The organism is Thalassospiraceae bacterium LMO-SO8, assembly GCA_031655335.1.
GTDB lineage: Bacteria > Pseudomonadota > Alphaproteobacteria > Rhodospirillales > Casp-alpha2 > UBA1479.
Genome location: CP134226.1, coordinates 1,127,954 through 1,154,200, shown reverse-complemented (window position 1 = coordinate 1,154,200; position 26,247 = coordinate 1,127,954). Strand labels below are relative to the sequence as shown.

19 protein-coding genes are annotated in these 26,247 nt (G+C 65.3%); 12 read left to right on the top strand and 7 right to left on the bottom strand.

Features of this window, described 5'->3' with window-relative positions:
- The first annotated feature begins 143 nt into the window (after positions 1 to 143).
- From RJ527_05560 to RJ527_05525, 8 genes are all read left to right on the top strand, one after another.
- A complete protein-coding gene (locus RJ527_05560) occupies positions 144 to 1,769 on the top strand; it encodes a CmpA/NrtA family ABC transporter substrate-binding protein (GenBank protein WND77211.1) in 1,626 nt (541 codons plus the stop codon).
- 11 nt (positions 1,770 to 1,780) lie between these two features.
- On the top strand, positions 1,781 to 2,620 hold the full coding sequence (gene ntrB, locus RJ527_05555) for a nitrate ABC transporter permease (GenBank protein WND77210.1): 840 nt from the start codon (positions 1,781 to 1,783) through the stop codon (positions 2,618 to 2,620).
- A 19-nt stretch (positions 2,621 to 2,639) separates the two neighbouring features.
- Positions 2,640 to 3,569: an ABC transporter ATP-binding protein gene (locus RJ527_05550; protein WND77209.1), complete on the top strand. Its 930-nt coding sequence runs from the start codon at positions 2,640 to 2,642 to the stop codon at positions 3,567 to 3,569.
- Positions 3,570 to 3,612: 43 nt separating this feature from the next.
- Positions 3,613 to 4,062: a cyanase gene (gene cynS, locus RJ527_05545; protein ID WND77208.1), complete on the top strand. Its 450-nt coding sequence runs from the start codon at positions 3,613 to 3,615 to the stop codon at positions 4,060 to 4,062.
- A gap of 78 nt (positions 4,063 to 4,140) precedes the next feature.
- The gene (locus RJ527_05540; protein WND77207.1) at positions 4,141 to 4,809 is read left to right on the top strand and encodes a HupE/UreJ family protein; all 669 of its coding nucleotides are present in this window, start codon (positions 4,141 to 4,143) and stop codon (positions 4,807 to 4,809) included.
- 127 nt (positions 4,810 to 4,936) lie between these two features.
- Positions 4,937 to 5,905 (top strand): GTP-binding protein, encoded by a 969-nt coding sequence (locus RJ527_05535; protein ID WND77206.1) that lies wholly within the window; start codon positions 4,937 to 4,939, stop codon positions 5,903 to 5,905.
- Positions 5,902 to 7,008 carry a WD40 repeat domain-containing protein gene (locus tag RJ527_05530; GenBank protein WND77205.1) on the top strand — a complete coding sequence of 369 codons (1,107 nt, stop codon included), beginning with the start codon at positions 5,902 to 5,904 and terminating at the stop codon, positions 7,006 to 7,008. The genes RJ527_05535 and RJ527_05530 overlap by 4 nt, the downstream gene beginning before the upstream one ends.
- A gap of 48 nt (positions 7,009 to 7,056) precedes the next feature.
- Positions 7,057 to 7,314, top strand: coding sequence for a hypothetical protein (locus RJ527_05525; GenBank protein WND77204.1), 258 nt, complete (start codon positions 7,057 to 7,059; stop codon positions 7,312 to 7,314).
- Between the two features lie 163 nt (positions 7,315 to 7,477).
- Here the strand turns inward: RJ527_05525 and RJ527_05520 are convergent, their stop codons facing one another.
- On the bottom strand, positions 7,478 to 8,068 hold the full coding sequence (locus tag RJ527_05520; GenBank protein WND77203.1) for an ANTAR domain-containing protein: 591 nt from the start codon (positions 8,066 to 8,068) through the stop codon (positions 7,478 to 7,480).
- A 460-nt stretch (positions 8,069 to 8,528) separates the two neighbouring features.
- Between RJ527_05520 and RJ527_05515 the strand changes: the two genes are divergently transcribed.
- Positions 8,529 to 10,241 carry an ATP-binding protein gene (locus tag RJ527_05515; GenBank protein ID WND77202.1) on the top strand — a complete coding sequence of 571 codons (1,713 nt, stop codon included), beginning with the start codon at positions 8,529 to 8,531 and terminating at the stop codon, positions 10,239 to 10,241.
- Between the two features lie 8 nt (positions 10,242 to 10,249).
- On the opposite strand, the gene RJ527_05510 is transcribed toward RJ527_05515, so the two are convergent.
- Positions 10,250 to 11,152, bottom strand: a complete 903-nt coding sequence (locus RJ527_05510) for an NAD(P)-dependent oxidoreductase (GenBank protein WND77201.1) — start codon at positions 11,150 to 11,152, stop codon at positions 10,250 to 10,252.
- 91 nt (positions 11,153 to 11,243) lie between these two features.
- On the opposite strand from RJ527_05510, the gene RJ527_05505 reads away from it, so the two are divergent.
- The gene (locus RJ527_05505) at positions 11,244 to 12,203 is read left to right on the top strand and encodes an AEC family transporter (GenBank protein ID WND77200.1); all 960 of its coding nucleotides are present in this window, start codon (positions 11,244 to 11,246) and stop codon (positions 12,201 to 12,203) included.
- Here RJ527_05505 and RJ527_05500 read toward each other — a convergent pair.
- The 4 genes from RJ527_05500 to RJ527_05485 all read right to left on the bottom strand — a co-directional run bounded on the left by RJ527_05500 (position 12,200) and on the right by RJ527_05485 (position 20,797).
- A complete protein-coding gene (locus tag RJ527_05500; GenBank protein WND77199.1) occupies positions 12,200 to 14,971 on the bottom strand; it encodes an ATP-dependent DNA helicase in 2,772 nt (923 codons plus the stop codon). The genes RJ527_05505 and RJ527_05500 overlap by 4 nt on opposite strands.
- A gap of 105 nt (positions 14,972 to 15,076) precedes the next feature.
- Positions 15,077 to 18,829, bottom strand: coding sequence for a methionine synthase (gene metH / locus RJ527_05495; GenBank protein ID WND77198.1), 3,753 nt, complete (start codon positions 18,827 to 18,829; stop codon positions 15,077 to 15,079).
- Complete coding sequence (gene metF, locus RJ527_05490) at positions 18,798 to 19,784, bottom strand: methylenetetrahydrofolate reductase [NAD(P)H] (GenBank protein WND77197.1); 987 nt, start codon at positions 19,782 to 19,784, stop codon at positions 18,798 to 18,800. Before metF ends, metH begins: the two co-directional genes overlap by 32 nt.
- Positions 19,784 to 20,797: a metalloregulator ArsR/SmtB family transcription factor gene (locus tag RJ527_05485; protein WND77196.1), complete on the bottom strand. Its 1,014-nt coding sequence runs from the start codon at positions 20,795 to 20,797 to the stop codon at positions 19,784 to 19,786. The genes metF and RJ527_05485 overlap by 1 nt, the downstream gene beginning before the upstream one ends.
- Positions 20,798 to 21,236: 439 nt before the next feature.
- On the opposite strand from RJ527_05485, the gene RJ527_05480 reads away from it, so the two are divergent.
- Complete coding sequence (locus RJ527_05480; GenBank protein WND77195.1) at positions 21,237 to 23,579, top strand: methyl-accepting chemotaxis protein; 2,343 nt, start codon at positions 21,237 to 21,239, stop codon at positions 23,577 to 23,579.
- Between the two features lie 139 nt (positions 23,580 to 23,718).
- Positions 23,719 to 24,558, top strand: a complete 840-nt coding sequence (locus RJ527_05475) for a DMT family transporter (GenBank protein WND78021.1) — start codon at positions 23,719 to 23,721, stop codon at positions 24,556 to 24,558.
- 7 nt (positions 24,559 to 24,565) lie between these two features.
- Here RJ527_05475 and ettA read toward each other — a convergent pair whose 3' ends face one another.
- A complete protein-coding gene (gene ettA / locus RJ527_05470) occupies positions 24,566 to 26,245 on the bottom strand; it encodes an energy-dependent translational throttle protein EttA (GenBank protein WND77194.1) in 1,680 nt (559 codons plus the stop codon).
- Positions 26,246 to 26,247: the final 2 nt, after the last annotated feature.

Sequence of the window (26,247 nt, the reverse complement as noted above, 5' to 3'; positions counted from 1 at the left end):
CGCTGGAGAACCGAGACGGGCGACGATGAGGTCGTCGGGCTCATACAGGGGGACGATGACGGCCCCCGACAGGACCAGGACGTCCAATGACCGGATCACAGGCGTGGTCCCGGCTTTGGGCGTTTTTTTTATGGAGTAAATCAATGGGAGCCTTTGCAAACCCGTTTGATCCCGACAAGCTCTTGTGGAACGGCTGTCCCTGCGGGCAACACCGATCCATCATCGAGCACAACATGGCCATGGCCGCGGCGCAGGGTAAGGATGCGTCCCGGTTCCAATGTTCGGAAGACGTAGACGCGGCGGAGGCCACCTCGGCCGCCGGGGCCGCTGGCCACAACGCGGCCAACTGCTTCGATCCGTCCTGCCAGGAAGCGGCCTGCGTGTCCATGCGTCAGGCCGCCGAAGCGAACGGCCAGGGCGACATGATGCGGGCCGTGCAGAACCATCGGCAAGAGATGGCCAACCTGGACGCCGAACCGGACGCCTCGGACCTGGAATCCTCCATGTCCCGGGCCGTGGAATCGGCCGTCATGCAGGGACTGTTCGGCGGCGACATGCACCGCCGGGCGTTCCTCAAGGCGGTCGGTGCGGGGACGGCCTATGCCGCCATCGCGTCCATGTTCCCGCTCGAGGAAGCCAAGGCCATGGCGGTGGAAATGGCCCAGGCCGGCGGCAAGCTTGAAAAGACCAAGCTGAACGTCGGTTTCGTGCCCATCACCTGCGCCACGCCGATCATCATGGCGCATCCCATGGGCTTCTACAAAAAGTACGGCCTCGACGTTTCCGTGATCAAGACGGCCGGCTGGGCCGTGTCTCGCGACAAATCGCTTTCCGGCGAATACGACGCGGCGCACATGCTCACGCCCATGCCGCTCGCGATCAACATGGGCGCCGGTTCGACCAAGGTGCCCTGGACCATGCCGGCGGTGGAAAACATCAACGGCCAGGCCATCGTGCTGTCGACCAAGCACAAGGACAAGAACGACCCGAAGATGTGGAAGGGCTTCAAGTTCGCCGTGCCGTTCGAGTATTCCATGCACAACTTCCTGCTGCGCTACTACGTGGCCGAACACGGGCTGGATCCCGACAAGGACATCCAGATACGCGTCCTGCCGCCGCCGGAAATGGTCGCCAACCTGCGGGCGGAAAACGTCGACGGCTACCTGTCGCCGGATCCGTTCAACCAGCGCGCGGTCTATGACGGCGTCGGCTTCATCCACAAGTTGACGAAGGACATCTGGGACAAGCACCCCTGCTGCGCCTTCGCCGCCTCCAAGTCCTTCATCGAGGGCAACCCCAACACCTTCCTGGCGTTGTGGAAGTCCATCATGGAGGCCACCGACTTCGCGTCGGTCAAGTCCAACCGCAAGGAAATCTCCAAGGCGATTTCGCCGAAGAACTACCTGAACCAGCCGGTCACGGTTCTGGAACAGGTGCTCGTCGGAACCTACGCGGACGGCCTCGGCAACGTGAAGAAGGTCCCGGACCGGATCGATTTCGATCCGTTCCCCTGGCACTCCATGGGGGTGTGGATCCTGACGCAGATGAAGCGTTGGGGCTACATCAAGGGTGACGTCGACTACAAGCAGGTCGCCGAAGAGGTCTATCTCGCCACCGACGCCCAGAAGCTGATGGCCGAGATGAAACTGACCGGGCCGTACGGCACGCCGCCGAAAACGACCTACGAAACCTACAACATCATGGGCAAGACGTTCGACGCCGCGAAAGCGGAAGACTACGTCCAGTCCTTCGCCATCAAGAGAACGTAAGAGGATCCACCATGTCCATGTCACTGCAATCCCGTGCCATTGTCCTGTCGATCGCGCTGTTCTTCGCCTTCGCGGGGCTGTGGCAACTGTTACTGCCCGCCGGCACGGGATCGGCGGCGGACATGGACCCCGCTTACGCCGCCTTGATGGGGGCTACGGCCAAGGGGGCCTCGGCGATGCCGGGGCCCCTCGAGGTCGGCAAGCAGATTTGGGAGCACGTCCTGAACCCCTTCTACGACGTCGGTCCCAACGACAAGGGCATCGGCATTCAGCTGGGCTATTCCATCCTGCGCGTGCTGGTCGGCTTCGGCTTCGCCGTGCTGGTGGCCATTCCGCTCGGCTTCGTGATCGGCATGTCGCCGCTGTTCTACCGGGCGCTCGATCCGTTCATCCAGATCATGAAGCCGGTCTCGCCGCTGGCCTGGATGCCGCTCGCCCTCTACACGATCAAGGATTCCATCATTTCCTCCGTGTTCGTGATCTTCATCTGTTCGGTCTGGCCGATGCTGACCAACACCGCCTTCGGCGTCGCCAGCGTACGCAAGGAATGGCTGAACGTGGCCAAGACGCTTGAGGTCGGCCACCTGCGCACGGCCTTCCGCGTGATCCTGCCGGCGGCGGCACCGACGATCATGACCGGCATGCGGATTTCCGTCGGCATCGCCTGGCTGGTCATCGTCGCGGCCGAGATGCTCGTGGGCGGCACGGGCATCGGCTACTTCGTGTGGAACGAATGGAACAACCTGTCGATCACCAACGTGATCGCCGCGATCTTCTTCATCGGCCTGATCGGCATGGTGCTGGACCTGATGCTGTCCTACCTGGCGCGTCTCGTCACCTACGCCGAATAAAAGAAATAACGGAGCCAAGATGATGACCGACAGCATGAACAATTCCTCCCAGCCCCGCATCCGCGTCGAAGGCCTGGCGCAGCGCTTCCCGGCCCCGGACGGATCGGGCGAGACCACCGTCTTCGAAGACATCTGGTTCTCGGTCGAACCCGGCGAGTTCGTCTGCCTGATCGGGCATTCCGGCTGCGGCAAGACGACGTTGCTGAACATCCTGGCGGGCCTCGCCACGGCCAGTTCCGGCAGCGTCATCGTGTCGGGCCAGGAAGTGACCGGCACCTCGCTCGACCGCGCCGTGGTGTTCCAGAGCCACGCCCTGATGCCCTGGATGACCGTGATGGGCAATATCGCCTTCGCGGTGACGTCCAAATGGCCGCGCATGGCCAAGAAGGATCTTTACAAGCACTGCCAGAAGTTCATCGACCTGGTGCACCTCACGGGGTCGGAAAACAAGAAGCCGTCACAACTGTCCGGCGGCATGAAGCAGCGCGTCGGCATCGCCCGCGCCATGGCGATCGAGCCGCAGATCATGTTGCTGGACGAACCGTTCTCGGCGCTCGACGCCCTGACCCGGGGATCGCTGCAGGACGAGCTTCTCAGCATCTGCGCCGAGACCGAGCAGACCGTGTTCATGATCACCCACGACATCGACGAGGCGATCCTGCTCGCCGACAAGATCATCCTGATGACCAACGGGCCCGACGCGCGGATCTGCGAGATCGTCGAAAATTCGCTGCCGCGCGACCGCACCCGCGCCAACATGCACACCCAGGCCAACTACTATCCCGTCCGCAACCACCTGATCGAATTCCTGGTCAACCGCTCGGTGGGCTTCAAGGACGAACTGGCCTCCCCCGATTACGATCCCCGGCATCCGCCCGTCGTGCGCCCCACCGTCATCACCGACGAAGCCGGTGAAACCGGCACGGGCGTGCTGCGCGCGCAGGCTTAACCACCATCGACACAAATTGTCATCAACGAAGGAGACTTTCCCAATGAATCGCGCCGAACTGACCGAGAAGATCGTCACCCACAAGATCATCAAGGGCATCAAGTGGGCTGACGTGGCCGCGAAGGTCGGCCAGTCGAAGGAATGGACCACGGCGGCCCTGCTGGGCCAGATGTCCATGACCAAGGAACAGGCGGAAGCCGCCGCCAACGCCATGGGCCTGAACCTGTCGGAAGAAGAGATCGCGGTACTGATGATGGTGCCGTCGCGCGGCTCGCTGGACAATCCGGTCCCGACCGATCCCCTGATCTACCGGCTGTATGAGCTGATCCAGGTCTACGGCACCACGTTCAAGGCCCTGATCGAGGAGGAATTCGGCGACGGCATCATGTCGGCCATCGACTTCGAAATGGACATCGACCGCAAGGCCGATCCCAAAGGCGACCGGGTGGTCATCACCCTGAACGGCAAGTTCCTGCCCTACAAAGTCTACTAGGAAACCTGAATAGGCCTCCAACGGCGGAGCCCGTCCGTCACGCAACGAAAATTCATCAGTACAGAGAGGTACCTACCCATGATCCGCACCAAACTCACGAACCTGGTTCCAGCACTCGCGCTCGGCACGGCGGCAGTTCTCGCGGCCGACCCGGCGCTCGCCCACCATCCGCTCGGTGGTGCTCCGATGACCACGTTCGCCCACGGCGTGCTGTCCGGCATCGGCCATCCTCTGCTCGGTTTCGACCATCTGTTCTTCGTGCTGCTGGTCGGGGTCGCGGCGCTTTATACCGGCCACCGCTTCACGGCCCCCGCCGCCTACATCGCCGCCATGCTCGCGGGCTGTCTGATGATGAGCCTGGGCGTCGGCCTGCCGGCCAAGGAAATCGTCATCGGCCTGTCGCTGCTGGCGCTGGGTGCGGTGGTGTTGTCGGGCCGCTCGCTCGGCATCGTCGCGGCGATTGCCGTGTTCGCCGCCTTCGGCCTGTTTCACGGCTCCGCCTTCGGCGATGCGATGGCATCCCAGGAAGCGGGCGTGGGCGCCCAGGTCCTGGTCGGCTATCTGATCGGCCTCGGCGTTCTGCAGTACGGCATCGCCGTCGCGGCCGGCACGGTCGCCCTGAAGGTGTGGAAGGCCACGGAATCGACGGCCATGGAAGCCCGCCTGGCGGGTGCCGTGGTCGCCGGCATCGGCATGTTCCTGACGCTGGAGCATATCGAAGGCTTCCTCGTCGAGGCCCTTCTCTAAGTCCAAGCCTGCAAGACCGGGGCGCGGCGTGACGGGACAACGCGCCGCCCCCGGCCAAGACTGAAACGTAAATGGGGATTCGCCCAAGGGCGGGCGGATCGCCCAAGCACAAGGGAGCGCTGACCACATGCAACAGGCAAAGGTGCCCGTTACGCTGATCACCGGATATCTGGGGGCGGGGAAAACCACCCTGCTGAACCGGATTCTCACGGAACAGCACGGCAAGAAGTACGCCGTCATCGTCAACGAATTCGGCGAGGAAGGCATCGACAACGACCTGGTCGTCGACGCCGACGAGGAAATCTTCGAAATGAACAACGGTTGCATCTGCTGCACCGTGCGCGGCGATCTGATCCGCATCATTTCGACGCTGATGAAACGCGCCGACGATTTCGACGGCATGATCATCGAAACCACGGGCCTGGCCGATCCGGCCCCGGTGGTGCAGACCTTCTTCGTGGACGAGGACGTGCAGGCCAAGGTCGCGCTCGACGCCGTCGTCACGGTGGTCGACGCCTGCCATTTCCTGGATGCCGTGGACGAGGAACACGAACTGGCCGAACAGGTCGCCTTCGCCGACATCATTCTGCTGAACAAGACCGATCTGGTCGACGGCGACAAGCTGAACGCCGTGAAGGCCAAGATCAGCAGCCTCAACCGGATGGCCAAGGTCATCGAAACGGTGAAAAGCCAGGTGCCGATCGCCGACGTGCTCGACCGCGGGGCCTTCGACCTTTCCCGTGTGCTGGAATTCGAGCCGGGTCTGCTGGACGAAGAGGACGACCACGAGCACGACGAGAACATCATTTCCATCAGCCTGAAGACCGACAATCCCATCGAGCCCGAGAAGTTCTCCAACTGGATCCGCGGCTTCATCACGGAACGCGGCGTCGACGTCCTGCGGACCAAGGGCATCCTCAACCTGTCGGGCCAGGAAAATCGTTACGTCTTCCAAGGCGTTCACATGGTCATGGACAGTGCCTGGGGCGCGCCCTGGGGCGGCGACGCGCGGTCGTCGCGTCTGGTGTTCATCGGCCGCAATCTGGACGAGGCCGAACTGCGCAGCGCGTTCGACGGCTGCACGGTGGCGGCATGATGGCCGCCGCCGGGTTCGATCCCGCCGCCTTGGGGCTTGCCGGCACCGGCAATCCGGACGTGGGGGCGCGGATCATCTCGCCCTCGGTCAAGCTCAGCGAAAGCCCGGCAGTGGGCGTCCATCCGACCTTCACGGTCATCGAGCCGGCCGAAGCCCGCGCCGTCATCGGCTATGGCGACGGCACGATCCGCGCCCTCGGCCTGGTGCTCGACGGGGCGCAGCCGTCGGTCGTGGCGCAGGTATCGGCAACGCCGATCGCCGCCGCCGCCGATATCGGCGGGGCGGGGGTGCTGATCGGCACGGACGGGGGCGAATTGCTGCGTCTCGGCGGATCGGCGGTCACCAGGCTCGCGGAAACGGGCGGACCCTGGGTCGGTGAGATCGCCGTGCATTCGGGCAAGGGACTGCGCGCCTTCGCGGCGGCCAAGACGCTGACCGTTCTGGACGCGGAGGGGGCGGTGGTGTTTTCGGCGTCGGACCATCCCTCGACCGTCGCGGGCCTTACGTTCTCGCCCGACGGCACGCGGATCGCGGCTGCCCATTACGACGGGGTTAGTGTGTGGTCGCTGACCGATGCGAAACAAAAGCCCGTGCGGCTCGACTGGCATGGGTCGCACACCGCCGTCGCCTGGTCGCCGAACGGTCAGTTCATCGTCACGGCCATGCAGGACAAGGAGATGCACTGCTGGCGCTGGAAGGACAGGACGGGCATGCGCATGTCGGGCTATCCGTCCAAGATCCGCGCCGTCACCTGGACCGCCGACGGCCAGTACGTGGCGGCCTCGGGGGCCGATACGGTGACGTCCTGGGATTGTTCGGGCAAGGGGCCGTCGGGCAAGCCGCCCCTGGAATTCGGCTATGTCTACGACGGCGTGGTGCGTCAGGTCGCGGCCCATCCGGCGGACCACGTGGTCGCCGGCGGCTATTCCGACGGCACGGTGCTGATCGGCGCCATCGAACAGGAAACGGCGATGATCGCCCGGCCCGCCAGCGGCCATGCGGTCACGGGCCTGGCCTGGACCGCCGACGGGGCGACCCTGGTCGCCACGGACGAGTCCGGGGCGGTCGCCGTCATGCGTATTTTAGAGCCCGTGGTGTCCTGACCCCGCGTTGGTCAGGCGCCTTCCGCCAGGAAACAGGGAGGCACGATCATGGATGATATTCTCGGCCTGTCGCGGGCCAAGCCCGACGGCAGTGCCCAGCGCATCAAGGACCTGGTCCGGGCGCACTTCGCCCTGGACGACGGGGCGACCCTGATGGTGTCCGAACTGCGCTGCCATGAAGACGGCTGCCCCGACGTGGAGACGGTGATCGCCGTCATGGCGGACGGCCGGGCCAACCTGACGTGGAAAATCGCCAAGCCCATGGCCCAGGTCGATGCCGGGGACGTCGCCGGCCTCACCGCCTAGCCGGCCTTATCACCTAGGCTGCGGCCTGCGTTCGATTTTTATCGGATGAGAGGGGAGGAAGGCGGCGGGTCCCGAGGAGAGTGGCTGTCGATACCGACCCGCCGCCTTCCCTAAGTCCGTCCTTGGGAGGAGATGGACTTAGAAAAACGAAAATTCCGTGCGGTCACCCCTTGCACAGCACCAGACTTTCGGTGTCGATGATCTGTTCCGCGACGACGCGCATGGGCTGGGACCGTTTCATGGCCAGTTTCCGGATCTCGTGATAGGCGGTGTCTTCTTCCAGCCCCTTGAGCTTCATGACGATGCCCTTGGCCCGCTCGATGGTGATGCGGTCGGCAAGCTTGTCTTCCTTTTCCTTCAACCGCTTCTTCAGCTCGCGAACGGTCAGGAACTGGGCCCGGGTCCATTCCGCCAGGGTCGGAAAGGCCTTCAGCCCCGCGTCCACAGGCAGGTAGGCGTTGACCCCGGCATGGGATGCCTGGGCCATGATTTCCGGCCGCGCGTCATCGGCCAGGAACATGACCGGCAGGGGCGCTGATTCGTTCAGACTTTGCAGGTCGGTGAAGGAGTATTCCTCGGGCCTGGCGACATGCACCACGATCACGTCGGGAGACGCGTCACGGGCCTTGTCGGCAAGGGTTTCATTGGGGGCGGCCAGGGCGACGATCTCGTGCACCGCGCCACCTGATCCCTGGGCGTGGGCCATGATGGCCTCCAGCGCGTCGGGGATATCCGTTACCAGCATCACACGCATTGTCGTTTTCTTGATTGCCACTGTTGTTGTTGTTTGTGTCAGGCGTCGGCGGGTCTTTTGGCCCACCCTTCGCAGATGCAATCAGCAAGTCCTGTGCCAATCCGGCGTTGCGACGAATTATCATCTTGAAGCAACCACTTAGGGACATTCAGCCATGCGCGGAGGGGGCCTCGTTGTTGTCGTGAATGCATAAAAATAAATCACATTTTTATTAATGATTAAAAAATATGCTAAATATTAAAAGATCTATCGTTCAATTGCCGGGAAAGTGGCCTTCCCGCCCGCTGGAGGCTTTGTCCCGTTCGGCATATGTTTGGGTAGGCAAGACAAGAAGCCTTTACCCGCGTCCGAAACCGTCTGCTGGGTCGCGCCGACGTGCGGTAGATAAAAGCGGCGCGATTGAGCCTGAACCTTTGGTCTAGTTAATAATTCCGCTTCTTTAGGGTAGGTTGATCGGATCATGGTCGCTGAATTCGCCAAAGCGGCCTCGTTGCTGCTGTCGCTTTGCCTGCTCTATGCCTTCATCGCGCAACGATGGCCAAACGGAGAACTGACCGGAAAGATTCTCTCCGGCGTGCTGTTCGGTGCAATCTGCGTGATCGGGATGGAAGTCCCCGTGGCCATCGCGCCGGGCGTCATCTTCGATCCGCGATCGGTCATCATCAGCCTGTCCGGTGTGTTCGGCGGGCCGGTCGGCGGCGTCATCGCGGCGTTCATCGCCGGCGGGTACCGCATTTACCTGGGCGGTGGCGGCGCCCCCGTTGGGGTTGCCGTCGTCGTCGCCTGCGTCTGCCTGGGCATCGGCTTCCGCGCCGCGTTCAAGTCCGGCCGCGTTCCGCTCAACTGGCTCACGCTGCTGGCCTTCGGATTGCTGGTTCATTTGGTCGTCGTCGCAATTTTCACCCAACTGCCGCCCCCCGTCGCCGAGAAGGTCATGAAGACGGTCGCCCTGCCCTTCCTCGTCACCTTTACTCCGGCGACGATGGTCCTTGGCATGATCCTCGCCTATATCGACGACCGGATCGACACCCGCAAGGCGCTGGCCGCGAGCGAGGCGCGCCTGCAGGCCGTCATCGACAACGCGCCCAACGCCATGACCCTCAAGGACAAGGACGGCCGGATTCTGCTGGTCAATCCGGCCTATGCCGCTTGGGTCGGGTCAAGTCCCGATGCCTTGATCAGCAAGACGATGTGGGACGTCTTCCCGGAAAGCGATGCCCGCGCCATTATCGACAAAGACAATAGTGTCATGGCGAGCGGGGAAATCAGCATTTATGAAGCCACGCGGACCTTCCCCAGCGCCGGGTTGAAGCATCTCAGGAACCATAAAATTCCTGTCCTGCTGGGCGCGGGGAGTGACCGTGCCCTGATCACCATCATGGTCGATATTACCCAGGAAAAGACCGTTCAGGAGGACCTGCGAAGCGCCCTGCACCTGGCCGAGGACGCGAACCAGGCCAAAACTCGGTTCCTCGCGACCATGAGCCATGAACTGCGCACGCCCTTGAACGCGATCATCGGCTTCTCGGAAATTCTCTACAAACAGTACTTCGGTCCGCCCGGCGCCGGAAAGTACAAGGAGTACGCCAAGGACATCCACACCAGCGCGGCTTATCTTCTGTCTCTGGTCGAGGATCTTCTCGATATTTCGGCCATCGAGGCCGGGGCCGCCCTGAACGACCCGGAAGCGATCGCCATCCACGATATCGCCGCCGAATGCGCCGATGCGGCGCGGGACCGGGCCTATCAAAAGAACATCGGCATCGATCTCGCCGTGCCGGAGGGGCTGCCGCCCGTGTTGGCCGATGCCCGCGCGGTGAAGCAGATTTTCCTCAACCTGCTCGTCAACGCGGTCAAGTTCACGCCGCCGTCGGGAAAGGTGCGGATTTTCGCCACGGTCACGGATGGTTTCGTGGCGGTTTCCGTCGCCGACAATGGTCCTGGGATCGACGCCCGATTGATCGATCGGCTGCTGGAGCCCTTCGCGAAACGCAATCAGAATCCCTTCACCACGGAGAAAGGCTGGGGGCTCGGCCTGTCCATATCGAAGTCCCTGGTCGAAATGCAGGGTGGGGAAATCCGCATCGACAGCGTCGTGGGCGAAGGCACCACGGTGACCTTCACCCTGCCGGTGGCGGTCCGGTCCGAGGCGGCCGCCGCCGCCGCGGTTTAGGCCGCACCTTACTTTTCGTTCACCGGCCAGTCGGGGCGGATGGCGCGGATCAGGCCCGCATGGTCCAGGTCGCCGTCGCCGGCGGCGATCACCCGGTCGTACAGATCGCGGCTGAGCGCCGTCGCCGGCAATTCGATGCCCAGATGGTCGGCCAGTTCCATCGCCTGGTCCATGTCCTTGCGCTGGATCGGACAACGCGCCCCGGGCGTGAACCTGCCCTCGACCATGCGCAGGCCATGGACCTCGAGAATGCGCGAGTCGGCGAAGCCGCCGCCCAGCGCTTCCCGCACCTTGCCGGGATCGACCCCGGCCGCCTGGGCCAGGGACAGGGCCTCCGCCACGGCGCCGATGTTCAGGCCGACGATCACCTGGTTGGCGGCCTTGGCGACCTGCCCGGCCCCCGTCGGGCCGACATGGGTGATCTTGGCGCCCAGAACTTGCAGGATCGGCAGGGCACGGGCAAAGGCAGTGTCCGTGCCTCCGGCCATGATGGTCAAATTCCCGGCCTCGGCCCCCAGCGTGCCGCCGGATACGGGCGCGTCGACATAGTCCGCGCCCAGCTCCTGGGCCTTGGCCGCCAGCATGCGGGTGACCAAAAGCTTCGACGTGCCCATGTCGATGACCAGCTTGCCCTGAAGGTTGGCGGCGGCGAACACGCCGTCTTCGCCCATCAGCACCTTTTCCAGCGCCGGGGTGTCCGACAGCATGCAGATGACGGCATCCGATGCCTCCGCCGCGTCGCGGGGCGTCCCGGCGGGGGTCATGCCTTCCTTGGCCAGCTCTTCGATGACGCCTTGTGAGCGGTTGTTGACGACCAGTTTGGCCCCGGCCTGCATCAGGTTCCGCGCCATGGGCTTGCCCATCAGGCCCAGGCCGATGAAGCCGACCGTCATTCCCGCAAGATTGGTCATCCGTAACTCTCCCCTTTATAAGTATAGCCGCACCCGTTATGGGAGGGCCGCCGTTCGCCGGTCAAGCCCCCGCATCCTTTTCGGAGCCTTCATGGAACCTGTCCTCAACGTCGTCCTGCCCGTGTTCGCCATCATCCTGTCGGGATACCTGGCCGGCCGCGCGGGCGTCATGGGGCCGTCCTCGACCGATGCGCTCAACCGTTTCGTCTATTACGTGGCGCTGCCGGTGCTGCTCGGCCATTCCATGGCCCGGGTCGATGCCGCGACCATTTTTGATTGGCCCTTCATCCTGGCTTATCTGGGCGGCAACGGCGTGACCTTCGCGGGGGCCTATTTCCTGTCGCGGCATGCCTTCAAGAACGACATGTCGCAGTCCTCCCTGTTCGCCATGGTCTCCGTGTTCGCCAACACGGGCTACATGGGCATTCCGCTGGCCATCGTCGCCTTCGGGCCCGACGCGGCCCTGCCGGCGGCCATCGCCACCGTGTTCCAGACCCTGGTGTTCATCGCCGTGACCGAGGTTCTGATCGTCGCCGGCAAAAGCAAGGGCACGGGCCAGGCCCTTGCGAAAGTGTTTGTCGATTCCATTTGGGGTCTGATCAAAAGCCCGCTGTTCATCGGCTGCGCCGTCGGCATGGCCTGGTCCTTGGGCGGGCTCAAGCTGCCGGTGCCGGTCGATACCTACGCCACGGTGCTGGGGGCGGCGGCCGGGCCGGGGGCGCTGTTCGCGCTCGGCCTGTTTCTGGTCGGCAAGCCCATTTCCGAAGGGATCGGCGAGGTTTCGGCCATGGTCGTGATCAAGCTGCTGGTTCACCCGGTGGCGGTCTGGGTGCTCGGCGCCTATGTGCTCGACGTGCGCGCCGACTGGCTGGTCGTGCTGGTCATGCTGGCGGCCCTGCCGACGGGGGCCAGTTGCTTCGTCCTGGCCCAGCAGCAGGACATATACATCCGCCGCACCTCGACGGCGACCCTGTTCTCGACCCTCATCGCGGTCATCACCATCGGCGGGTTCTTCGCCCTGCCGCAGGTCGCGGACGCACTGCTGCCCTAATCCTGCGCCGGTTCTTCCGACAGGAAGGCCTTAACCTGCTGCACGGCCTCGCTCAGGCCGATCCGTTGGATTTCCACGTCGGCAGGGAAGGCGGCGGCCAGGCGTGTCGGCAGGGCACGGTCCAGCATCACGAACACGCCCCGGTCGCCGGCCCGGCGGATCAGACGCCCGAACGCCTGCTTCAGCTTGAGCCGCGTCAGGGCCTCGTCGAAATCGCGCCCGCCGAAGGCGTTGCGCCGGGCCTTGTGCAGGATGTCCGGGCGCGGCCAGGGCACGCGGTCGAACACGATCAGGCGCAGCGACCGCCCCGGCACGTCGACCCCATCCCTGACCGCATCGGTGCCCAGCAGGCAGGCGTCCTGTTCGGCGCGGAAGATGTCGATCAGCGTGCCGGTATCCAGCGGCTCCACATGCTGGGCGTAGAGCGGGATGTCCAGATCCTCGAGCGGCCCGGCGATGCGCTGGTGCACGGCCTTGAGCCGGTTGATCGCCGTGAACAGGCCGAGCGCGCCGCCGCCCGACGCGATGAACAGCTCCCGATACGCCGCCGACACCTGGTCAGCCGAATTGCGGTTCACGTCGCCGACCACCAGCACGCGGGTCTGTTTGCCGTAATCGAAGGGCGAGGGCACGGAAACATGCTGGGCCGGGCGTGTCATGTGCACGGCGCCCGTGCGGGCCGATGCCTGGGGCCAGCCGTCGCCGTCCGGGTCGCGGTCGTCGTTGGTGATGTCGCGCAAGGTGGCCGAGGTCACCAGCACGCCGTGGGCTTCCGACGCCACGTCGCGGGCGAACGGCAGGGTCGGGTCCACGTAATGGCGGTGGAAGGCGACGTCGACCTCACGCCCGAACTGGCGTTCGACCGCGAACCAGTCGACGAAGGTTTCCGGCGTCTCGCTTTTCAGGGCCTTCAGCATGTCGCGCCAGGCGGCGATCTGGGCCAGGCCCCGGCGCTCCAGCGAGCGGGCGACGGCCTCGACGCGGTTACGGGTCTGAGTGTCCAGGTTGTCGGCCTCGTCGTCGAGCTTGCCGGCCAGGCGCTCGATCAGCTCGCCCATGGGCTTGCCCATCTTGGCCAGCGCCCCTTCCAGTTCGCCGGCGGCGGCCAGCAGGCCGTCGGCCGCCGGATGCGGCTCGCACTCCAGGGAATAGCCGGCGTCGGCGTCCTCCGCCCGGGCCAGGACCTGGGCGCGCAGACGGGCCAGGAAATCCTCCGACGGGCCGCGCGGCCCGGCCTCGATGCGCTGCCGCCAGCCGGGGCCGGGCAGGCAGCGGGCGGCGGCCAACAGGGCCTCCAGCGCGTCCTGGGCCTTGTCGTCGTCGGAGATCAGGTCCTCGATGCGGGCCTTGAGGCCGCGCGACCGCGACCGCTGGCCTTCCTCGGCGCCGACCAGCCAGCGCCGCAGGTCCGCCGTCTCGAAGCCCGACAGATGGGCCGAAAAAGCCCCGTCGGCGGCGTTGAACAGGTGATGGCCCTCGTCGAACACATAGCGCAGCGGCAGGCCGCCGCCATCGTCGGACCCGATGCCGCCGAGTGCCGCCTGAATCATCACCAGCGCGTGGTTGGCGACCACGATTTCCGCGTGCTTGGCCCGGCGCTGCGATCGTTCGATGAAGCATTTGCCGTAATGGGCGCAGGCGGCGTAGACGCATTCGCCCCGGGTGTCCGTCAAATCCGTGGTCAGGCCGGTACCCATGAGATCGGCCAGCCAGGCCGGGAAATCGCCGCCCACCATGTCACCGTCGCGGGTCGCGAGGGCCCAGCGCGCCAGCAGGCCAAGGGCGACCGAGGCCGGGCCCGGCGTTTGCAGGGATCGGCCCAGCGCCTCTTCGTAATTCAGGATGCAGAAATAGTTCTCCCGCCCCTTGCGCACGACGACCTTCTGTTCCTTTTCCACCGCGTCGGGGTAGAGCCGGTCCAGTTCGGCGTCGAGCTGGCGTTGCAGGTTGCGGGTGAAGGTCGATATCCACACCGTGCCCTGGTTCTTCCGCGCCCACACGCTGGCCGGCGCGATATAGCCGAGTGTCTTGCCCACGCCCGTGCCCGCCTCGGCGAGGACGAAGCGCGGCTCTCCGGCGCGGTCGCGGGGCAGGAAGGCGGCGACGGCGCCGGCGGCGTAATCGGCCTGCTGCGGGCGCTGCTCCGATCCCCGACCCAGCAGAAGCGCCAGTTGCGCGCGGGCTTCGGCCGCCGCCACGGGCTGGTTGCCGGGCGGCGGCGGCGGGGCCTCGTCCTCCCATTCGGGCAGGCGCTGCCAGATCATCAGTCCCCGGCGGGACGACGCCGAATGGGGTTCTTCCCCGGCGCCGAGCGCCGCCAGCACAGCCCCGGCCCAGGGCCAGCCGCCCCGGCCCATGGACCAGGCGATGGCGGCGGTGTCGCCGCGCCCTTCCTGGCCAAGCTCGGTCAGCAGGCGGTGGGCGGCCAGGGCCAGAATTTCGGCCTCCGCCTCGTGGCTGGCGGGAAGCGCCAGGTTCAGGGCCTCGGCCAGGCCGCGCGGCGTCGGCAGGCAGAACCTGGCCGGGCGGCAGAAGGCGAATAGTTCCAGCAGGTCGAGGGCGGGAATGCCTTGAAGGTTGAGCCGCCGCGCCGTGGTCTTGGCGTGGCAGACCATGACGCGGCCCGCCTTGCGCACCCGGCGCGCGGCCTCGGCCGGTGTCAGGGTCTCGATCTCGCCCTCGGGCGTCAGCCAGGCCGCATGGCGCACGCCCACCACCAGGGCGGGCACGTCGCGAAGCTGCGGAAAGGGACCGCCGGACGCGGTCACGGCCGGGGCGCGCCTTGGGGGCGGGGCGGGGGGCTCACGGAGATGCGAATCATGGCGCCATGATGCGCCAGGGGCAGCGGAAATCCAAGCGGCGGCGACGCCGAATTAGCGGTCGTAGACCAGGTTCGGCGCCAGCCAGCGTTCCATGGTTTCCAGGTCCATGCCCTTGCGCTTGGCGTAGTCCTCGACCTGGTCCTTGGAAATCCGCCCGATGCCGAAATACTGGCTGTCCGGATGGGCGAAGTAGAAGCCCGAGACGGCGGCCGTCGGCGTCATGGCGAAACTTTCCGTCAGCTCGATCCCGGTGTTCTTTTCCGCCTGCAACAGGTCGAACAGCTTGCGCTTTTCCGTATGGTCGGGGCAGGCGGGATAGCCCGGGGCCGGGCGGATGCCCTGGTATTTCTCATGGATCAGGTCGTCGTTGGACAAATCCTCGCCCGGCGCATAGGCCCAGAATTCCTTGCGCACGCGCTCGTGCATGCGCTCGGCAAAGGCTTCGGCCAGGCGGTCGGCAAGGGCCTTCAGCAGGATGTCTGAATAGTCGTCGTGGTTGGCCTTGAATTCGGCCAGTTTCTTTTCGATGCCGATGCCGGCGGTGACGGCGAAGCCGCCCACGTAGTCGGCCTTGCCGCTGTCCTTGGGCGCCACGAAATCGGCGAGGCAGAAATTCGGCCGCTTGGCGTCCTTCTTCATCTGCTGGCGCAGGAAGTTGAGGGTCGTCACGGTCTTTCCGCCGTCGTCATAGACCTCCACATCGTCGCCGACGGAATTCGCCGGGAAGAAGCCGATCACCGCGCGGGCGGACAGCCATTTTTCGCCGACGATCTGCTGCAACATGGCGTCGGCGTCCTTCTTCAGGTTGCGCGCCGCCTCGCCGACCTTGTCGTCTTCCAGGATCGACGGATAGGTTCCGACCAGCTCCCAGGTGCGGAAGAACGGCGTCCAGTCGATGCGCGTGACCAGTTCGGCGAGGTCGTAGTCCTCGAACACCTTGAGGCCGGTGAAGGTCGGTTTCGCCGGGTCATGGGCCGCCCAATCGGCCTTGAAGCCGTTGGCGCGGGCGTCCTTGATCGCGGCCTGATTGTCGGCCTTCTTGCGGTTGGCGTGCTTGTCGCGCAGAACCTCGTATTCATCCGATATCTTGGTGACGTAGCCGTCCTTCAGGCTGTCCGACAGCAGGTTCGAGGCAACGCCCACGGCGCGCGACGCGTCCAGCACATGAATGACCGGCCCGTCGTAGTTGGGCGCGACCTTCACGGCGGTATGGACCTTGGACGTCGTGGCGCCGCCGATCAGCAGCGGCAGGGTCAGCCCCTGGCGCTTCATCTCGCGGGCGACGGTGGTCATTTCCTCAAGCGACGGCGTGATCAGGCCGGAAAGGCCGATGATGTCCGCGTTCTCTTCCTTGGCCGTGTCCAGAATCTTCTGGTAGGGCACCATGACGCCCAGATCGACGACGTCGTAGCTGTTGCACTGAAGCACCACGCCGACGATGTTCTTGCCGATGTCGTGGACGTCGCCCTTGACCGTGGCCATGACGATCTTGCCCTTGGCCCGGGTGTCGCCGGCGGCGGCCTTTTCCTTTTCAAGATAGGGCGTCAGATAGGCCACGGCCTTTTTCATGACGCGCGCCGACTTCACCACCTGGGGCAGGAACATCTGGCCCGATCCGAACAGGTCGCCGACCACGTTCATGCCGTCCATCAGGGGACCCTCGATGACCTCGAGCGGCTTGTCGAACAGCTGGCGGGCTTCCTCGGTGTCCTCGTCGATATAGTCGGCGATGCCGTTGACCAGCGCATGGGTCATGCGCTCGGCCACCGGCTTCTCGCGCCACGACAGGTCTTCCTTCTTGGTCTTGGCCTGGCCCTTCACCTGATCGGCGATCTCGACCAGCTCGTCCTGCGCTTCCTTGCGCCGGTTCAGCACCACGTCCTCGACCAGGTCGCGCAGGTCCTTGGGGATGTCCGCATAGACCGTCAGCTGGCCCGCGTTGACGATGGCCATGTCCAGGCCGGCCTTGATCGCGTGATACAGGAACACGGAATGCATGGCCTCGCGCACGGCGTTGTTGCCGCGGAACGAGAACGACATGTTGGACAGCCCGCCGGACGTATGCGCGTAGGGCAGGGTTTCCTTGATGGTCTTCACCGCGGCGATGTAGTCCTTGGAGAAGTTGTCGTGGGCCTCGATCCCCGTGGCGATGGGGAAGATATTGGCGTCGAAGATGATGTCCGACGCCGGGAAGCCGACCTCTTCCGTGAGGATCTTGTAGCTGCGGGTGCAGATCTCGACCATGCGGTCGTAATTCTCGGCCTGGCCCGTCTCGTCGAAGGCCATGACCACCACGGCGGCGCCGAAGCGCATGATTTCCCTGGCCTGTTCGATGAACGGCTCGGGCCCTTCCTTCAGGCTGATGGAGTTCACCACCCCCTTGCCCTGCATGCAGCGCAGACCCGCCTGCAAAATCGTCCACTTGGAGGAATCGACCATGATCGGCACGCGCGCGATGTCCGGCTCGGCCGCGATCAGGTTGAGGTACTTGGTCATCGCCTGCTCACCTTCCAGCATGGCGTCGTCCATGTTGACGTCGATGATTTGGGCCCCGTTCAGGACCTGCTGGCGGGCGACCTCGAGCGCGTCGGCATAGTTGCCGTCGCGGATCAGGCCGGCGAACTTGGGCGAGCCGGCGACGTTGGTGCGCTCGCCCACGTTGACGAAGCCGGTGACCTTGTCGAACACCAAGGGTTCCAGGCCCGACAGGCGCAGCTGGTTGTCGGGCGCCTGCGGCTTGCGGGGCGTGATGCCCTGGACGGCCTCGGCGATGGCAGCGATATGGTCCGGCGTGGTGCCGCAGCAGCCGCCGACCACGTTGATCAGGCCGGAGCGCGCGAAGTCGGCCAGGTGTTCTGCCATGTGTTCGGGCGTGTCGTCGTATTCGCCGAATTCGTTGGGCAGGCCCGCATTGGGATAGACGCTGACGTAGGTCGAGGCGGCGGTCGCGACGGCCTGCACATGGGGGCGCAGTTCCTCGACGCCCAGCGCGCAGTTGAAGCCGATGGAAATGGGGTCGGCGTGGGCGATGGAGGTATAGAACGCCTCGGCCGTCTGGCCCGACAGGGTGCGGCCGGAGGCATCGGTGATGGTGCCCGAGATCATCAGCGGCCAGCGCCGCCCGGCGTCGTCGAAGAATTTCAGGATGGCGTAGATCGCGGCCTTGGCGTTCAGGGTGTCGAAAATGGTTTCCAGCAGCAGGATGTCGGCGCCGCCGTCGGTCAGGCCGCGCACGGCCTCCGTATAGGTGTCGACCAGGGCGTCGAAGGTCACGTTGCGGTAACCCGGGTCGTTGACGTCGGGCGAGATCGAGGCCGTGCGGTTGGTCGGCCCGAGCGCGCCGGCGACGAAGCGGGGCTTCGACGGTGTCTTGGCGGTCCAGGCGTCGGCGGCGGCGCGGGCCAGGCGCGCCCCTTCGTAATTCAGCTCATACACCAGGGCCTCGGTGCCGTAATCGGCCTGGGCGATGCGGGTCGCGTTGAAGGTGTTGGTTTCCGTCACGTCGGCGCCGGCGGCGAGGAACTGGTCGTGGATCTCCGTCACCACGTCGGGGCGCGACAGGATCAGCAGGTCGTTGTTGCCCTTCAGATCATGGCCGTGGTCCTTGAAGCGGTCGCCGCGGAAGTCTTCTTCCTCCAGCTTGTGGCGCTGGATCATGGTGCCCCAGGCGCCGTCCAGCACCAGGATGCGTTCGTTCAGGATATCGCGCAGCTCGTCGCTGCGGTCCCCGGCCAGATGCCTGGGGAAGCGGTCGGACATGTCGTTCATGGAATCAGCCTGCTTGTTTCTTGTTCGTTCGGTCACCGGCGTCGCTCCCCACCGGATGCTTGGGGCGCACGCCCAGCATGTGGCAGATGGCGTAGGTCAGATCCGCCTGGTTCAGGGTGTAGAAATGAAACTGCTTGTCGCCGAAGGCATGCAGGGTGCGGCACTGCTCGGCGACCAGGGAGGCGGCGACCAGCTTGTGGGTGTCGGGGTCGTTCTCCAGCCCGTCGAACAGGTCGCCCAGCCAGCGCGGGATGGTCGCCCCGCAGCGCTTGGAGAAGTTCGCGACCTTGGTGAAATTGTGGATCGGCATGATGCCGGGGATGATCGGCACCCAGATGCCGGCGGCCCGCGCCTGATCGACGAAGCGCAGGTAGACGTCGGTGTCGAAGAAATACTGGGTGATCGCCTGGTCGGCGCCGGCGTCGATCTTGCGCTTCAGGTTGTCCATGTCGGCCTTGGCGCTGCGCGCCTCGGGGTGGACTTCCGGATAGGCGCCGACGGAAATGTTGAAATCGCCGATCTGGCGCAGTCCCGCGACCAGGTCGCAGGCGAAGGAATAGCCGCCGGCGTGGGGCGTGTAATGGCCGGATGAATCCTGCGGGTCGCCGCGGAGCGCCACGATATGGCGCACGCCCATGTCCCAGTAGTCCTGGGCGACGGTGTCGATTTCCTGGGTCGTGGCGTCGACGCAGGTCAGATGCGCTGCCGGCAGAAGGTTGGTTTCGCCGAGCAGGCGCTTGACCGTGGCGTGGGTGCGCTCGCGGGTCGACCCGCCGGCGCCGTAGGTCACCGAAACGTACTTGGGGTTCAGCGGCGCCAGTCGCTGGATGCTGTTCCACAGATTGGCCTCGGCGCCTTCGCTGGACGGCGGAAAGAATTCGAACGACACCTCGACGTCATCGGGCAGGGGTGCCGCGACGGAGCCGCCGGCGACGGCGGCGCGGCCGAAGGCGGCGACCTGGCGCAGGGTATCGGTGGGCGGTTTGGGCATCAGACGGTATTCTCCAGGGTGTGGCCGACGGCGGGTTTTGTCAGAACCGGCGCGGTATCGGTGTTGGCGGCGGCGGGGCCCTTGACCGCGGACCACAGGGTCACGGTCAGGGGATCGCCGGAAAGATGGCGGATGGCGCGCGGCGTCAGGCCGGCGCTTTTCAGCCAGGATTCGGTCTGGGTGTCGGAAAAGCCCAGGCGCCGGTGCTGGTGGTCGCGGCGCAGGGTTTCCTCGTCGTGGGGGGCGAAATCGACGATCAACAGCATCCCGCCGGGGCGCAGCATGGCGGTTGCCGCTTCGATGGCGCGCACAGGGTCGTCCAGATAGTGCAGCACCTGATGCAGGGTCACCAGATCGAAGGTTTCGGCCGGGAACGGCAGTTGGGTGATGTCGGCCTGGCGGACCTGACAATGGCTCAGTCCGGCACTGTCCAGATTGGCGCGGGCCACGGCCAACATTTCGCGCGACAGGTCCACGCCTTGGGCATGTTCCGTGCGCCCGGCCAGAAGTTCGAGAATGCGGCCGGTGCCGGTGCCCAGGTCCAGGTGACGTTCGATGGTCTCGGGGGCAAGGTCGAGGATCGCCTTTTCGACCACGGCGTCGTCGACGTGGAGCGAACGCAGCCGGTCCCATTGCCCGGCATTTTCGCGGAAGTAGCGGGCGGCGTCTTCGGCCCGCTCGCGCTTGATCTGCACCAGGCGCTGGCGGTCGCGGGCCAACACCTCGTCGTCGAGCGGCGCCAGATCGACCAGGCGCGCGGCCAGGTCCGTTTGCGGACCGTCCTGGGCGAGGCGGTGGAACACCCAACTGCCTTCCGGCACGCGGGCCAGCAGCCCGGCGGCGGTCAGCACCTTCAGGTGGCGCGAGATGCGCGGCTGGCTCTGGCCCAGGATGCGGACCAGCTCGGAAACCGTCAGGTCGCCGTCGGCGCAGAGCGCAAGGATGCGAAGGCGGGTCGGCTCCGCCGCCGCGCGCATGCCGGCCATGGTGTCGTCGAGCGTTCTCATAGGCATCCATATACATATAAACATATCTTTATGTCTACTGAAAAACATAAGCTCCGAACCACTTTTTTGACCGGCCGGAATCGGAGAGATGGCGCCTGCGTGCCTGAGTATGCCGATTCCACGTTGCGGAACACTCCATGGTAGGCGGCGGACTCTTTAGTTTGGTATAGTTTCGACGCGGTTGATGATCTGGGGGACAAACCTTGGGCATCGCCTAACGAAGCCGCGATCCGGTCTTGGGAGGGTTCTGTTCTGGGAGGACAGCCATCACCATCAGACGATCGACAGACGCCTGCTGACGGCGGTCCGTTGCATGCGTGCGCGGCCCAAGGGACGGGGCGCGCGGGTGTCGGTTCATGGGGCATCCCACCCACGCCAGGCCGGCCAACAACCATAAATCACCGAACAAAAACAAACGTGTCGAATACCCAGCACAGGGGGAAACATGAACAATCTGCGGATCAGCACGGCGAGCCGGCTGCTGCTCATCGCCATCGTGGTGACGGGCATCATCCAGGTCGTCAACGTGCTCCGAATCACCAATAACGTCGAAACCATCGACGATGCCTGGGGCGAATTCCAGGAAGCGCAAAACGAAAAAGTCCGCCTTCTCGGCGATCTCCGCGCGGCCATGGGATATGGCGGCCTGATCGAGAACTTCAAGGACTACATGCTGCGCCAGACCGACGAGTACCTGGAGAACATCAAGAAGTTCTCCGACAAGTCGATGAGCATCATCAAGACCTACGAAGGTCTGGGACTGAACGACACGGAGACGGCGGCGCTCGGCACGCTCGAGGAAACCGTCACGGTCTACGGCGCCCAGGCGGGCGAGATCGAGACCTTGACCTTCGACGCCGTCGCACCCGAGGAGATCGACGCCAAGATTCAGATCGACCCGGCCCCGGCGCTGGAGGCGTTGAGGGTTCTCGTCCAGGCGGCCGAGGGCAAAAAGAAGAAGAGCGCGAAGAAGACCAAGTCGCAGCTTCTGAATTCTATCCGCGCCCATCTGGGGTTCGGCGGCCTGATTCATAATTTCAAGAATCTGGTGATCCGCCGCGATGCGGCCATCGCCGACAAGGTCAAGGCCGACGTCGCCGCGATCACCGCCGATGCCGGGGCTTACAAGGCTCTCGGCGTGTCGGAAAACGAAGGCAAGCTGTTGGACGACCTGCTCGGCGTCATCGCCGGCTACGGCAAGGCGGCCGAGGCGGTGTTGGCCCAGGCCGGACAGGGAGCCTCGGCGAAAGACATCGATCAGGATCTGAGCATCGACGACAGCGCCCTGACCGGCGCCCTCGAAGGCCTGAAGGCCGAGATCAAGGATCAACTCGACGCCAAGTCGCAGGCGGTCGAGGACACCCTGGAGGCGGTGCGCAGTCTGGTTCAGATCAGCGTGTGGATCACGGTGGTGATGCTGACCCTGCTGGTCGTCGGCAGTTATTGGCTTCTGAACTTCCGCGTGCGCGCACCCATCATGGCGATCACCGGCGCCATGAACGATCTGGCCGGCGGCAACCTGGACGCCGAAATTCCCGGCCTCGGCGAAAAGACCGAGGTCGGGGAAATGGCCGATGCCGTCCAGGTGTTCAAGGAGAACGCCCAGGAAGTGAAGCGGATGACGGCGGAACGCGAGACCGAGGACCGGCGCAACCGGCGGCGGCTGCGGGGCGAGGTTCTGGCGCTCAACTCGGCGTTGGAGGAAGAGGTCGCCAAGGCCGTCGAACTGGTCAAGGACCGGGTCAGCACGGTCGAGAATTCGGCCCGGGCGGCGGCGGACCTGTCGCAGGCGGCCCATACCCAGGCCTCGACCGTGGCCAGTGCCGCCGAGGAGGCGACGATCAACGTGCAGACCGTCGCCAGCGCGGCGGAGCAGCTCTCGGCCTCGATCAACGAGATTTCCTCGCAGGTCGGCCAGTCGTCGCAGATCGCGCGGCAGGCGACCGAGGAAGCCGACCGCACCAACACCCAGATCCAGGGCCTGGCCCAGGCGGCGGAAAAGATCGGCGAGGTCGTCTCGCTGATCACCGACATCGCCGAGCAGACCAACCTGCTGGCGCTCAACGCGACCATCGAGGCGGCCCGCGCCGGCGACGCCGGCAAGGGCTTCGCCGTGGTGGCGTCCGAGGTCAAGAACCTGGCCAACCAGACCGCCAAGGCGACCGAGGAAATCGGCAAGCAGATCGGCGACATCCAGTCGGCGACGCAAAGCAGCGTCGACGCCATCGCCGGCATCACCAAGACGATCTCGGACATCAACGAGATTTCGTCGTCGGTGGCGGCGGCGGTCGAACAGCAGGGCGTGGCGACGCAGGAGATCGCGCGCAACGTGGAACAGGCCGCGGCCGGCACCCAGGAGGTGTCGTCCAACATCATCCAGGTGACGGAGGTCGCGGGCCAGTCCGGCGACGCGGCGTCGCAGCAGCTGGAGGCGGCGGCCCAGGTCAAGTCGGGCATCGACCACATGAATGGCCGCCTGCTCGAGATCATCCGCGACAGCCAGGACCCGGAATGGGCGGGCCGTCATTCGGTGGGCACCAAGGTCAAGGCGACCGCCGGCGGCGTGGACCGGGAAACGACGCTGCACAGCCTGTCGAAGGGCGGTGGAATCGTGATCGACCGCGGGCTCCAGGTCGCCGAGGGCGAGATGTTCACCATCGAGCTTCCGGGCGTGGGGGCGGTCAAGGCGGCGATCGTCGCCAAGACCGACGACCGAACCCATGCGCGTCTTGAGCTGGACGAGGACCAGACGGACGCGTTCCGCATGTACGTCGACGGCCTGGCCTGATCGGTTTCGCTCTTGTGCCGGGCGCGGTTTGGCGCGATTGATACCCGGGAGGCCGCGGCGCATCCCTGCCGCGGCCATGCCCCGGGGGTGCGCCATTCCTGAGTTAGAAACCTCGCCGTCGCCGGTCCGTGTCGTGTTGATGACCGCGCTGGCGATCACCGCCTTCGCGTCGAACTCGCTGATCTGCCGCGCCGCCCTGGGCCCGGGGCTGATCGACCCGGCGACCTTCACCACCGTGCGTCTGGTCTCGGCGGCGGCGGTCCTGGCCGCGATCGTGTTCGTCCGGCGCGGCCGCCTGCCGCAACTGGCCTTCGGTGACTGGCGCGCGGCGGGGGCGCTGTTCGCCTACGCCGTGTTCTTTTCCTTCGGCTATGTGCTGCTGACCACGGGCACGGGCGCACTGATCCTGTTCGGCTCGGTTCAGCTCACCATGTTCGCCTGGGCGTTCTACGAAGGCGAACGGTTCACCGCGTTCGCCTGGGCCGGACTGGCGCTGGCCGCGGGCGGGCTGGTGTGGCTGGTGCTGCCGGGGCTGGAGGCGCCCGATCCCCTGGGCGCCCTGTTCCACACCCTGTCGGGGGCGGCCTGGGGCGTGTTCTCGCTGCTGATCCGGGGGGCCAGGCATCCCGTGGAATCCAACGCCGCCAATTTCCTCATCTGCGTGCCGCTGACGCTTCTCGTCAGCGCCCTGTTCTGGGCCGACCTGGACGCCGGTGCCCCGGGCCTGGCCCTCGCCGTGTTGTCCGGCGGGCTGGCGTCGGGCTGCGGCTACGTCATCTGGTACTGGGTGCTGCGCCATGTACCGGCGGCCCGGGCCTCGGCGACGCAGCTTTCGGCGCCGGCCATCGCGGCCCTCGGCGGCGTGGTGCTGCTGGGCGAGGACCTGACGCTGCGCCTGATCGTCGCCTCGGCCGCCATGCTGGGCGGCGTGGCCGTCGTGCTCATGCAGAAGGCGCGGGCAGCCCCGCCGGCGGAGTGACCTTGGGTCAGCGCGTCAACGGCTTGTACTTGATGCGGTGGGGCTCCAGGGCGGCGTCGCCGAGGCGGCGTTTCTTGTCGTCCTCGTAAGACTGATAGTTGCCTTCGAACCACACCACCTGGCTGTTGCCTTCGAAGGCGATGATGTGGGTCGCCAGGCGGTCGAGGAACCAGCGGTCGTGCGAGGTGATGAGCACGCAGCCGGCGAAATCGCCGAGGCTTTCTTCGAGCGCCATCAGGGTGTCGACGTCCAGATCGTTGGTCGGCTCATCGAGCAGCAGCACGTTGGCCCCGGACAGCAGCATCTTGGCCAGGTGCACGCGGTTGCGTTCCCCGCCCGACAGCTGGCCGACCTTCTTCTGTTGGTCGCCGCCCTTGAAGTTGAACTGCGCGACATAGGCGCGGGACTGCATGGCCCGCTTGCCGAGCACGATTTCGTCGTTGCCGCCGGAAATTTCCTGCCACACGGTCTTGTCGGCGGCGAGCGCGTCGCGGCTTTGGTCGACGTAGCCGAGGATCACCGTGTCGCCGACGCGAAGGTCGCCGCCGTCGGGCTTTTCCTGATCGGTGATCATGCGGAACAGGGTGGTCTTGCCCGCCCCGTTGGGGCCGATGATGCCGACGATGGCGCCCGGCGGAATCTTGAACGTCAGGTCCTCGATCAACAGCCGGTTGCCGTAGCCCTTGCGCAGGTGTTCGGCCTGGATCACCAGGTCGCCCAGGCGCGGGGCCGGCGGAATGATGATCGACGCCGTGCCCATGACCTTTTCCTCGGACTTGGCGACCAGGTCGTCATAGCGCGCGATACGCGCCTTGGACTTGTCCTGGCGGGCGCGCGGCGACTGGCGGATCCACTCCAGTTCCTGCTTGAGCGTGCGCTGGCGGGCCGATTCCTCGCGCTCTTCCTGGGCCAGGCGCTTCTGCTTCTGTTCCAGCCAGCTGGAATAGTTGCCTTCGTAGGGAATGCCCTGGCCGCGGTCGATCTCGAGAATCCAGCCTGTCACGTTGTCGAGGAAGTAGCGGTCGTGGGTGACGATCATCACCGTGCCGTCGTAATCGGCAAGGAAGCGTTCCAGCCAGGCCACGCTTTCGGCGTCCAGGTGGTTGGTGGGCTCATCCAGCAGCAGGATTTCCGGCTTCTGCAACAGCAGACGGCACAGCGCCACGCGGCGCCGCTCGCCGCCCGACAGCTTGGTCACGTCGGCGTCACCCGGCGGGCAGCGCAGCGCGTCCATGGCGATCTCGATGGTGCGGTCAAGCTCCCAGCCGTTCACGGCGTCGATCTTTTCCTGCAATTCGCCCTGTTCGGCGAGCAGGGCGTTCATCTCGTCGTCGTCCATGGGCTCGGCGAACTTGGCGGACAGTTCGTTGAAGCGGTCGACCAGATCCTTGACCTCGCCCAGGCCGGCGGTGACGTTCTCCTCGACCGTCAGCTTGGGGTCGAGTTCCGGTTCCTGCTCCAGATAGCCCACGCGCGCCCCCTCGGCGGCCCAGGCCTCGCCCGAATAATCCTTGTCCTTGCCGGCCATGATCTTCAGCAGGGTCGATTTCCCGGCGCCGTTGGCGCCGAGCACGCCGATCTTGGCGGTCGGGAGGAACGACAGGGTCAGGCCCTTGAGAATCTCGCGCCCGCCGGGATAGACCTTACGGACGTCTTTCATGACATAGGAATACTGATAGCTGGCCATTT